We start from the raw sequence: 11,215 nt of genomic DNA, 5'->3' as shown, positions 1-11,215 counted from the left end.
CGGCGCCTCGGGGTCGGGCCGCGCCTCGGGCGTCTCCCGGTCCGCGCCCGCCTCGCTCTGGGCCGCGAGCTTGTCGGCCGCGTTCTTGGCCGTCGACCCCGCCTTGGCGACCTTGTCGGCGTACTTGCCGTGGGTCTTCTGGTCGATGAAGCTGCCGCCCTTGTCGATGGCGGAATCGATCTTGTCTCCGTGTTCCGTGGCCAGCTCGCCGGCCTTGTCCTTCGCGGTCCCGAACGCCTGCTTGGCCTTGTCCAAGAAACTCATGGTCACTCCTGTCCATGTGCCGAGGTGCCCGATCGTCGGGCGGGGACGTGGTCGTCCCCTTCCCCCCGACTGTATGCGCACCATCCACAGATTCGTCACGGACCTTTCCGGTGAATCCGGCGCCGACCAGTGTCGGGGGATGACCACAACACTTCACGTCAAGGGGCCCGCCGACGTCATCGCGGTGCTGCCCTACGAACTCGGCTACCACCCGGTGAACAGCCTCGTCGTGGTGGCCCTGCACGGCAACCGGTTGGGGCTGCGGGCGCGGGTCGACCTGCCGCCGCCGGCGGAGGCGGGGCCGACGGTCGCGCAGCTGCTCGGGCCGCTGCTGGACTCGGGAGCGCAGGACGTCCTGCTGATCGGGTACGAGAAGATCGACGGAGCCTCGCGCCCGGCGCTCGACGCCATGAGCACCGCCTGCGTCGACGCGGGGCTCGGGGTCCGCGACCGGCTCGTGGTGAGGGACGGGCGGTGGTACGACCTGGACTGCACCAGCGCCGACTGCTGCCCGCCGCAGGGTCGTCCCGTTCCCGGTGCCGACGAGGTCGCCGCCGTGGCCGAGTTCGTGGCCCGCGAGAAGCAACCGGTGGCGGATCGCGCCGCGCTGGCCGCGTGGCTGCGCCCGGCGCGCCCGTTGCTTGCCGGGGCCGTGGATGCCGCGGCCAGCCGATGGCTGGACCGGCGCCTGGACTCGATCGACCGGCCGGCAGAGCAGCACGACGACGACCTCGCGGAGCTGCGCGCCTGGGGTCACCTGCTCGATCACTCCGACGAGGCTGTGCCGGTCGCCGAGCTGACACCGGAGGAGCTGGCGATGGCGGCCGTGTCCCTGGTCGACATCGACCTGCGCGACGGGTTGATCGCCTGGTTGTGTCCCGGCACCCTCGGCTTCGACCGGGCCGCTCCAGAGGTCGTCGCGCAGCTCCGGGCCGTACTGCCACCGGTCCCGACCGGAGACGACCTCACGCAGGCGGTCTCGCGGCAGCGGATCGAGGCCAGGCTGATCGAGCTGTGCCGCTGCCTGTCACCCGAGTGGGCGGTGGCACCGCTCACCGTGCTCGCCAGCTTCACCTGGTGGCGCGGCGACGGCGCCTTGACCAGGCTCGCCCTCGAGCAGGCCCTCGAGTCGGATCCGAGCTACCGACTGGCGCTGCTGCTGCTGCGCATGGTCGATCTGTCCATCCGTCCCGAGACGGCGACCGCCTGATCCGCAGCCGCGGCCCCAGCCGCGCGAGCGGGGCGTCCACGTTGCGGACACGGGGTCCCCGCGGGACCGGGTCGTCGTTAGAGTCGGGGGAGGTCATGAGCGCCAGCGCGAAGCCCCGGCTCGCTGGCCGGCAACCCTCCTCCGCGGTGGGGTGCCCCGGGTGATGACCTGGCCGACTCGGACCGAGTCGGCAAGCGCGGGCCCGGACGGGCCCCTCGGACCCCGGGAGCTGCCGCCGTGACCGTCACCATTCGCCCACGAACGCGGGTCTCGCCGAGCGCACCGCCCCTGCCGGCCAGCGGTGCCAGGGAGCCGGCCGGCCGGCATACGGTGCACGTCGGGCGACTGGCCCTCGAGGCCGGAGGGGTGCTGCCCGACGTCCGGATCGCCTACGAGACGTGGGGCAGCCTGGACGCCGACGGCACCAACGCTGTGCTGGTGGAGCATGCCCTGACCGGTGACAGCCACGTCGTGGGTCCGGCCGGACCGGGCCAGCCGACGCCCGGGTGGTGGGAGGGCATCATCGGCCCCGGCCGCCCACTGGACACCGACCGCTTCTTCATCGTCGCGAGCAACGTCCTGGGCGGGTGCTCTGGCACCACCGGACCCGGGTCGGTGGGCCCGGACGGCCGGTCCTGGGGCGGGCGCTTCCCGTTCCTGACCATCCGTGACCAGGTCGGCGCCGAGGCGGCGCTGGCGCGCTCCCTCGGGGTCACCCGGTGGGCCGGGGTGGTCGGTGGCTCGATGGGTGGGATGCGCGCGCTGGAGTGGGCGGTGAGCCATCCCGAGATGGTGGCTCGAGCGATCGTGCTCGCCAGCACCGGCTACGCCACCGCCGAGCAGATCGCCTGGTGCCAGCCGCAGCTGCTGGCCATCCGGCAGGACCCGAACTTCCGGGGCGGCGACTACTACGGCCACGACGGCCCCGACAGCGGGCTCGCGCTCGCGCGGCGCATCGCCCACGTCACCTACCGCAGCGAGGTGGAGCTGGCCGATCGGTTCGGCCGCGAGGCGCAACGGGGAGAACAGCCGCTCGGTGGTGGGGGTCGCTACGCGGTCGAGAGCTACCTCGACCACCACGGCCGCAAGCTGGCGTCCCGGTTCGACGCCAACTCGTATCTCGTGCTCACCGAGGCGATGAACTCCCACGACGTCGGACGTGGTCGCGGCGGCCTGCGACGGGCCCTGCGCCGCTTCGACGGCGAGCTGACCGTCGCGGCCGTCGACTCCGACCGCCTCTACCCGGCGCGGCTCTCGCGCGAGATCGTCGAGGCCGGCGACCGGGGCACCTACCGACTGATCACGTCGCCGCACGGCCACGACGGCTTCCTCATCGAGACCGCACAGGTCGGGGCCGTCGTGCGGGAGGCCCTGACCGGCTGAGTCGGCCAGCCTTCGGCCAAGCCCGACGCGCCGACCCGTGCCATCCGGTAGCGTCTGCGGCGTGGCAGGAGCCGCGCGTCTCGACCAAGGAGGGTTCCAGTGGCTGTCGTCGTGGGATATGTGCCGACCAAGGAGGGACGTGCAGCGCTTCGCCGTGCCGCGGAGGAGTCCCAGTTGCGCCGCACCAAGCTGATCGTCATCAACTCCCATCGCGGCGGACGAGATTTCGACAGCCAGGAGGCCCAGCGGTTCGAGCAGGAGCTCGGCCAGGTGCAGGCCCAGCTGGATGAGGTCGGAGTCGAGCACGAGGTGCGTCAGCTGGTGCGCGGCAACGAGCCGGCCGAGGACCTCATCGCAGTGGCCGAGGAGGTGGATGCCGAGTTCATCGTCATCGGGCTGCGGCGGCGCACCCCGGTGGGCAAGCTGATCCTGGGTTCCAACGCTCAGCGGATCCTGCTCGATGCTCCGTGTCCCGTCCTGGCCGTCAAGGCCGACGCCTGACCGCGGGCGCGTCACCGTCTTCCATCGGGGTCCGTGGAGACAGCACACCCTCCAAGGTTTTATAATGGTAGTGAACCTGCGGCCGAACGGTCGGAACCGAAGGCCGCTGGGACCATCCACCCCCCATCATCTGATCGTGTCTGGCGCGTAGCCGGCACGGTGATGTCGCACGCGCTCCGCGCCGCGCAGTGCGACGAAAGGTAGTCGGTGTCGCCTGTGTCGAAGTCCCCCTCATCCTCCGCCGCTGCGGCTGAGTCCCTGCCCGCCGAGTTCGGCCACCCCGCACTGCAGGACCTGCTTCGTCTCGGCACGACCCGCGGATCGGTCGACAGTGAACAGCTGCGTGAGGGGCTCGTGGCCGCGGAGGTGACGCCGAAGCGGATGAAGGTGGTGCTGCGCGCGCTCGAGCAGCAGGGGATCGCGGTGACCCTCGACCCCGCGACCGCCCACCGGGCCGTCGCCGCGACCAGCACGCGCAAGACCACGACGGCCTCCACCAAGACGGCCGCGACGACCAAGAAGGCCGCGGCCAAGGCCAGCGCGAGGCCCGCCAAGAAGGCATCGGGACCGAAGGCGGCCGAGACGGCGGTGGAGGACAAGGCGGACAAGAAGGAGACGGCCAGGAAGGGCCCGGCCAAGAAGACCCTGACCAAGAACGCCGCGACGACCAAGCAGGCGGCGGCTGCCGCGGCGGAGCCCGCGACGACCACGGGCAAGAAGGAAACGGCCAAGAAGACGACCAAGGCCGCCTCCAAGCGAGCGGCGAAGAAGGCCGCGGAGTCCGCCGACGACGTGCCCAACGAGGACCTCGAGGACGACGAGGACGAGGCCGACGCGCCTGCCAAGCCGGTCGAGGAGGAGTCCGAGACCGGCGGGTTCGTGCTGCGGCAGGACGACGAGGACGACGCCCCGGCCCAGCAGGTCGTCACGGCCGGCGCCACGGCCGACCCGGTCAAGGACTACCTGAAGCAGATCGGCAAGGTGGCGCTGCTCAACGCCGAGCAGGAGGTCGACCTGGCCAAGCGGATCGAGGCTGGCCTGTTCGCCGAGGAGCAGCTGAACTCCGGCGAGAAGATCGAGATGAAGCTCAAGCGTGAGCTGTGGTGGATCGCGCAGGACGGCAAGAAGGCCAAGAACCACCTGCTCGAGGCCAACCTGCGGCTCGTGGTCTCGCTGGCCAAGCGCTACACCGGCCGCGGGATGCTCTTCCTCGACCTGATCCAGGAGGGCAACCTCGGTCTGATCCGCGCGGTCGAGAAGTTCGACTACACCAAGGGTTACAAGTTCTCCACCTACGCGACCTGGTGGATCCGGCAGGCGATCACCCGGGCCATGGCCGACCAGGCCCGCACGATCCGCATCCCGGTGCACATGGTGGAGGTCATCAACAAGCTCGCCCGCGTGCAGCGGCAGATGCTGCAGGACCTCGGCCGGGAGCCCACGCCGGAGGAGCTGGCCAAGGAACTCGACATGACCCCCGAGAAGGTCGTCGAGGTCCAGAAGTACGGCCGTGAGCCAATCTCCCTGGCGACGCCGCTGGGTGAGGACGGCGACAGCGAGTTCGGTGACCTGATCGAGGACTCCGAAGCGGTCGTCCCGGCGGACGCCGTCTCCTTCACGCTGCTGCAGGAGCAGCTGCACTCGGTGCTCGACACGTTGTCCGAGCGCGAGGCGGGGGTGGTCTCGATGCGGTTCGGCCTCACCGACGGTCAGCCCAAGACGCTGGACGAGATCGGCAAGGTCTACGGCGTCACGCGTGAGCGGATCCGGCAGATCGAGTCCAAGACGATGAGCAAGCTGCGGCACCCGAGCCGTTCGCAGGTCCTGCGCGACTACCTCGACTGATCGCGCGGCCGGGTAAACCGGGGTTGGCGTGAGGAATCATCGCGAGGTTTGGTGCCCTCCTGGGGGGCGGAACCTCACGAAGATTCCTCACTGGGGTCGGGTGCGTGCGGAGCGACGGCGGCGCCGCGTCGTCCAGCTGTCCACCCGGTCGCCGAGCTCCTGGCCCGGTCGTGCGAGGAGCTCAGCGGCGGCCCTCGCCCAGATCCGCAACTGCTCGCGCCCGCTGCCGGGCCAGAGCATGACTTGCAGGCGCGTGCTCCACGATCGCGTCCTCGTGACGTCGCGCAGCACCTGCTTGGTGTCGCTCCCGATGGACAACGGCTGGGCGGTGGGCACGGCATACCGGGATTGCTCGAGGGTCTGCAGGACCCTGCCCATGGCTGCCGCGGACTCTTTGTCGAGCCCGGTGTGCTGTTGGTAGTGGCGCTGCAGCTGCCGCGGTGTGCGCCCTCGGGGCTCGGCGAAGCCGAAGTCGGACATCCTGCTGGAGAACGCGGCCCACTGCGCTTCGACCCCGTCGCGTCCGGGGAACCGGGCCAGGTGCCGGCGCCGGTAGCGGCCGGCGAGGGGCACGACCAGGCCGGCGAGGATCGCGAGCACCAGGACGCCCACGCCGTAGGGGAGCCGGTCCCACCATGGTGAGGCAGACGGAGCGGGGGCGGTAGTGGTGTCGGTGTCGTTCGGTAGCGAGGTGATGTCTCGTTTCGGGGCGCCGGGCTGCACGACCGGGGGCGCTGCCTCGCTCTCGTTCAACGGGCGGCCTCCGGGTGTCGCCTCGGCCGGTGCCTGTTCGGCGTAGACCGGGGGCTCACCGGACCGGACGGCTGGTGTCGGCTCGAACCGGGCCCAGCCCAGGTCCGGAACGTAGAGCTCGGGCCACGCGTGCGCGTTGGACTGGGTGACGGTGTAGAGGTCGTTGCCGTCCTCCACTCCGGGCAGGAATCCCACGGCCATCCGCGCCGGGATGCCTTCCGCGCGGGCCATCATGACCATCGCCGTGGCGAATTGGGTGCAGTAGCCCTGCTTGGTCACGAGGAAATGGCTGATCGGGTCGAGGCGGTTGCCGTCCGCGTCCCGTCGCGGCGGAGCCAACGTCAGTGAGTAGCTGAAGCGAGTCGGGTCGCGCAGCCAGTCCTGGATCCTGATCGCCTTGCCGAGCGGGGTCCTGGCGCTGCCGGAGACGCGGTTGGCGAGCGTGCGCACGAGGTCAGCGGAGTGAGGATCGAGGGCGAGGTCCTCGGGCGCCACACCGGCAAGCTTCGTTGGGCTCACCGCGAAGGTCCGCGCCTCGACGTCGCGCCCGATCTCCAGGAAGGTGGCCTGGTAGTGACCCGGCCGGCGGCTCACGATCACGGAGCGGTCGTCGGGGTCGATGCCCCAGTCCACCCCGTCGAGGTCTGCGCCGACGACGGGCGACGGCGCCGCGAGCCGCGGGGCGTTGAGCCGGTTGGTCTGCACCTTGATCCGGTACCTCTTGCGGCCGACGTCATGCTGCAGCCCGACCGGTGCCGTGATCTTCGGTGAGGTCGAGGTCGCGACCTGCTTGAGCGACACCTGCTCGGGCAGCCACCGGCCGTCCTCGTAGTGCGAGGTGGTGCTCACGCGCAGCGGGGGAGGCGTGGGGTCGTTGGTGCGGTAGGTGATCACCGGTGTGGTGTCACGGCTCGCCAGGTCCGCGGTGAGGTCGAGGGTCTGGGTGAAGCCGACCGTCCCCGTGCCACCGGAGCCGCTGACGCTGCGACCGAGTCCGTCTGCGAAGTAGTGGGGCGGCAGGTGTGGCAGGACGGTCGGGAGAGCGATCGCCAGCACCAGGGTGGACACACCGAGAGCACGGGCCACCGAGGCGTGGCCCGCGATGCCGCGGACGTCGTCGAGGTCCCGCGTCGGGGTGGCCGGCGTGGCGTCGGTGGACGACCACCTCCTCAGGACGGAGCTGCCCTGGCGAGCCAGGAGCAGCAGCCACATGCAGGCCAGGGCCAGGAAATAGACGGGATTGAGCGAGGACCCGCTGTTGGCGGCCGAGACCAGGAACACGGCGAGCAGCACCAGCCCGGCCACTGCGGGCGCCCTGCGGGTGACCGCCAGGTAGTCGACGACGGTGGCGATGAGCGCCAGCGAGGCGGCGACCACGAAGATGATCGCCGGTGAGGTCGGTGCCGGAGCAGCGAAGTTGGTGACCGTCGTGACGGTCTCCTCGACCAGGACGCGAGCATCATCGAGGGTCTGGTCGGTGGGCAGGCCGTACCAGAGGTGGCCGCCGAGGAACACCCAGATCACCGTGAAGCCGGTGAGGACCAGCTGGGCCACCAGCACCGCCACGCCGCGCAGTCCGGCGGCCCTGCCGAGCATCCCGAGGACCGCCACCAGCAGCACGAGCAGCAGCGCCGGCTGGATCCAGGTCGAGGGCTGCAGGAGGGTGGTGAGCGGCCAGCTGGCCACCGCGAGGGCCAGCGCCGCGAGGAGGCCGTCGGAGGCGCGGACGCGATTCATCGGGCCCCCACCTGCTGCAGCGAGCCGGTGACCGTGGCCCGTTCCCAGACGGCCCGGACCGAGTCGCCGGAGCCGACCACCTGGGTGGTCCAGCCGGCAGTTCCCGGGATGCTGGACATCGCCGTGGTGGACTCGGGACACTCGTACTCCTCGGCGCGGTTGTCGAAGGACCGGGTGTCGAGCAGCAGCAGCAGGCCGACGGTGCCCGGCTGCCGGACCGCGGTGAGCCGGCGCAGGGCGTCCTCGTCGTGGTCCGCCACGACGGCGACCACCACGCCCCCGGTGGCTGCCAGCGTCTGCCCCTCGCGGACGGCGGCGTCGAAGGCCTCCGCCGGTCCCGGCTGGGCCAGCGCGAGCGCCGAGAGGATGGCGTCGAGGTCCACGAGCTGGCCGCTGGCGCCGTCGGCCAGCGTTCCGTCGCTGACGAGGTGGACGGCATACCCCTCGGAGACGAGCCGGACCGCAATGGAGGCCAGCGCACTGACAGCCCACTCGAACGAGCTGGTGCTCCCCGAGCCCCGGTGGGCGGCCGAGCGCGAGTCGAGCAGCAGCACGGCACGACGACGGGCCGGCCGGTCCTCCTGGCGCACCATGATCTCGCCGCGGTGCGCGGTCGCCGGCCAGTGCACCCGCCGCAGCTCGTCGCCCTCGCGGTAGGTGCGGATGCTCACGTCGTCCTCGCCGTGGGAGGCGACCATGTGGGGGATCTCGCCCTCGCTGCCCAGGCCCTCGCCGCGCGGCCGGGCCGCCCCCAGGGGCTCGATCCGTGGCAGCACCAGCACCTCGGTGGTCGAGCGCAGGACCAGGCCGACGTGGGTGAGCCCGAACGGGTCACGCTGTCGCAGCGCGATGGGACCGAGCAGGTGCCGCCCCCGCACGTGGCTGCTCACGCGGTAGGTCAGCCGTCGGCGGGCGCCGGGGTCCATCCGCGGCAACACGAAGCGCGGCCGGTCGCCGAGGGCATAGTCGAGCCGTTCCTCCGCGAGGAAGAGCGGGCTGCGGCGGCCGCCTCGGTTCTGGAAGGTCACCCGCACCTCGGCACGTTGGTCCAGGCCCAGCCGGGCGGGCTGCACCTCGCGCGAGATGGCGATCGCGGGCGGTCGCCTCCGGGTCAGCAGCAGCGCGGCGAGCGGCAGGACGACCAGCAGCACACCGACCCGCGTCAGGTCCGAGAAGCCGAGCAGCATCCCGCCGAGGGTGAGGGTGGTTCCCGCCGCGACGAAGCAGCGCCCACGCGTGGTGAGGGTGTGTCGTCGTCTGCCGGAGGCCATGGCGGGCTAGGTCGTCGGGGCGGGCACCGGTACGCGGTGGACCAGATCACGCAGGACGTCCACCGCGGACCGGTGGGCCAGCTGGGTCTCACCGGTCAGGATCACCCGATGAGCCAGGACCGGTAGGACCAGGGCCTGCACGTCATCGGGCAGCACGTGGTCGCGACCGGCGAGGGCGGCATGTGCGCGGGCAGCGCGCAACAGCTGCAGGCTGGCTCGAGGGCTCGCACCCAGCCGCAGGGCACTGCTCTTGCGGGTCGCGACGGACAGGTCGACGACATACTGACGCACCGCGGGGCTGGCGTAGATGCCGTGGACCTGCTGGATCAGCGACTCCACCGTGGCGGCGTCGGTGACCGGCTCCAGCTTCTCGAGGGGTGACTCGGCGCCGTGGGTCTCGAGCATGGTGAGCTCGGACTCCGCGGCGGGATAGCCCATCGAGATCCGGGCCATGAACCGGTCCCGTTGCGCCTCGGGCAGCGGGTAGGTGCCCTCCATCTCGATCGGATTCTGGGTGGCCATCACCATGAACGGCCTGGCCAGCAGGTAGGTCTCGCCGTCGACCGTGACCTGCCCCTCCTCCATGCACTCCAACAGCGCCGACTGCGTCTTGGGTGAGGCGCGGTTGATCTCGTCGCCGACCACGACATTGGCGAAGATCGCTCCGCGCCGGAACTCGAAGACCCGGGCGTCCTGGTTGAAGACGCTGACTCCCGTGATGTCGCTCGGCAGCAGGTCGGGGGTGAACTGGACCCGACGCACGGTGCAGTCGATCGAGCGCGCCAGCGCCTTGGCGAGCATCGTCTTCCCGACGCCTGGGACGTCCTCGATGAGCAGGTGCCCCTCCGCCAGCAGCACCGTGACGGCGGTGCTGATCACGTCGGACTTGCCCTCGATCACCGAGCTGATCGCCTCGTGGATGTCGCGGGCCACCCGGATGACCGAGGGGTGCGCCGCGTGGTCGTCGACGTGGTCGCCGACCGGGCCGATCGGCCCACCGGGCTGGTCCTGCGACGCGTTGTGCATCCGTTGATCCTGCCCGATGAGGTCGGTCTGGCTGTCAGCGGCACTCACCAATGAACTCCTTCGGCGGGCGGATCGCTCCCGGGCGAGCGGCCCCGCCCTGTGGTCCCATCATCACCCACTTCCCCCCACAACGTCACGAACATTGCTCCGGTTCAGCCCTCCTGCACCGCAAACCTTGCGGGGGAGCGCCGCCACGGTGCTCGCGACGACCCGAGGGCGCAGCTCGGGGCCTCCCTCTTGGGATCTCCTGCTCGCTTTCCCTCCACCCGCCGTGGATGTCTTTTGACCTGCGCAAACGCGGGGAACACGGCGTCGGAAACACGCACCGGAAGGTTGACCGTGGGGTGAAGTGGAGTAAGGTGGAGGACTACGGAGGCAGGTGGGTCGTCGGGACCCGCGCTGGAGGGAGGGTCGGCTCGTGTTTCTCGGCACCCACACCCCCCGGCTCGACGACAAGGGCCGCCTGTTCCTCCCCGCCAAGTTCCGCGACCGGATGGCCGGTGGCCTGGTGGTCACCCGCGGTCAGGAGCGGTGCCTCTACGTCTTCCCGATGGACGAGTTCACCCGGATGGCCGAGACGATGCGGACCACACCGGTCACGAGCAAGGCGGTCCGTGACTACCAGCGCGTCTTCCTCTCCGGCGCCTCCGACGAGATCCCCGATAAGCAGGGCCGGGTCACCATCCCGGCCGCCCTGCGCGCCTACGCCGGGCTGAGCCGCGAGTGCACCGTCATCGGCGCCGGATCGCGCGTGGAGGTCTGGGACACCGCCGCGTGGGACGCCTACCTGAGCAGCACCGAGGACGCCTTCGCCGAGCAGGCGGAGGAGGTGATCCCCGGACTGCTCTGACCCGCCCTCCCGACCCAGGCCGAGCAGCCCGAGCGCACCTCGACCGCCACGAACCACGAAACCCACCAGCACGGCGCCCCTGGCGCCAGGTCTCCACCCGCTTCCCCGTCCCGACGCACCTTCCCCGGTGTCGGGCCGAGGTCCTCCAGAAGCGGTTGGAGACCTGACGACAGGGCTCGCCACCCCAGACCACCAGTGACCACGCCACCCAGGAGGACAGCGCAGATGAACCCACACGGGGCCGCCGACCAGCGGCACGTCCCCGTGCTGCGCGACCGCATCGTGGAGCTGCTGGCGCCCGCCCTGACCGGCCCCGGCGCGGTGTTCGTGGACGGCACGCTCGGCATGGGCGGGCACACCGAGGCGGTGCTGCGG

10 protein-coding genes and 1 riboswitch are annotated in these 11,215 nt (G+C 71.1%); of the genes, 6 read left to right on the top strand and 4 right to left on the bottom strand.

From position 1 onward, the window contains the following. Positions 1–264 (bottom strand): antitoxin (locus FRW57_RS10440; RefSeq protein WP_162529332.1); only part of this gene is annotated, 264 nt, incomplete at its 3' end. A 139-nt stretch (positions 265–403) separates the two neighbouring features. Here FRW57_RS10440 and FRW57_RS10435 point away from each other — a divergent pair. From FRW57_RS10435 to FRW57_RS10420, 4 genes are all read left to right on the top strand, one after another. Further along, entirely contained in the window at positions 404–1,474 is a 1,071-nt protein-coding gene (locus FRW57_RS10435) for a DUF4192 domain-containing protein (RefSeq protein ID WP_162308121.1), read from the top strand. A gap of 91 nt (positions 1,475–1,565) precedes the next feature. Continuing rightward, positions 1,566–1,677, top strand: a riboswitch (SAM riboswitch). A 34-nt stretch (positions 1,678–1,711) separates the two neighbouring features. Further along, complete coding sequence (gene metX / locus FRW57_RS10430) at positions 1,712–2,857, top strand: homoserine O-acetyltransferase MetX (protein WP_202911375.1); 1,146 nt, start codon at positions 1,712–1,714, stop codon at positions 2,855–2,857. A gap of 99 nt (positions 2,858–2,956) precedes the next feature. After that, on the top strand, positions 2,957–3,358 hold the full coding sequence (locus FRW57_RS10425; protein ID WP_137120128.1) for a universal stress protein: 402 nt from the start codon (positions 2,957–2,959) through the stop codon (positions 3,356–3,358). A gap of 216 nt (positions 3,359–3,574) precedes the next feature. Next, on the top strand, positions 3,575–5,203 hold the full coding sequence (locus tag FRW57_RS10420; protein WP_203230292.1) for an RNA polymerase sigma factor: 1,629 nt from the start codon (positions 3,575–3,577) through the stop codon (positions 5,201–5,203). Between the two features lie 87 nt (positions 5,204–5,290). Here the strand turns inward: FRW57_RS10420 and FRW57_RS10415 are convergent, their stop codons facing one another. Genes FRW57_RS10415 through FRW57_RS10405 form a run of 3 tightly spaced genes read right to left on the bottom strand, consistent with a single transcriptional unit; the run spans position 5,291 to position 9,990 of the window. After that, positions 5,291–7,693, bottom strand: a complete 2,403-nt coding sequence (locus tag FRW57_RS10415) for a transglutaminase TgpA family protein (RefSeq protein ID WP_152185956.1) — start codon at positions 7,691–7,693, stop codon at positions 5,291–5,293. Beyond that, positions 7,690–8,964, bottom strand: a complete 1,275-nt coding sequence (locus FRW57_RS10410) for a DUF58 domain-containing protein (RefSeq protein WP_137120131.1) — start codon at positions 8,962–8,964, stop codon at positions 7,690–7,692. Before FRW57_RS10410 ends, FRW57_RS10415 begins: the two co-directional genes overlap by 4 nt. Before the next feature lie 6 nt (positions 8,965–8,970). Further along, the gene (locus FRW57_RS10405) at positions 8,971–9,990 is read right to left on the bottom strand and encodes an AAA family ATPase (RefSeq protein ID WP_137120277.1); all 1,020 of its coding nucleotides are present in this window, start codon (positions 9,988–9,990) and stop codon (positions 8,971–8,973) included. A 418-nt stretch (positions 9,991–10,408) separates the two neighbouring features. Here FRW57_RS10405 and mraZ point away from each other — a divergent pair, with 418 nt between their 5' ends. Further along, positions 10,409–10,840 carry a division/cell wall cluster transcriptional repressor MraZ gene (gene mraZ / locus FRW57_RS10400; protein WP_137120132.1) on the top strand — a complete coding sequence of 144 codons (432 nt, stop codon included), beginning with the start codon at positions 10,409–10,411 and terminating at the stop codon, positions 10,838–10,840. Between the two features lie 225 nt (positions 10,841–11,065). Continuing rightward, on the top strand, positions 11,066–11,215 hold a 150-nt coding region (mraW, locus tag FRW57_RS10395; protein WP_152185955.1), incomplete at its 3' end, for a 16S rRNA (cytosine(1402)-N(4))-methyltransferase.

It is taken from the genome of Segeticoccus rhizosphaerae (assembly GCF_009192725.1).
In the GTDB taxonomy this organism is placed as follows: Bacteria; Actinomycetota; Actinomycetes; order Actinomycetales; family Dermatophilaceae; genus Segeticoccus; species Segeticoccus rhizosphaerae.
Note: the sequence above shows the minus strand (reverse complement) of the source record. Positions and strands in the feature narration are given on the sequence as shown.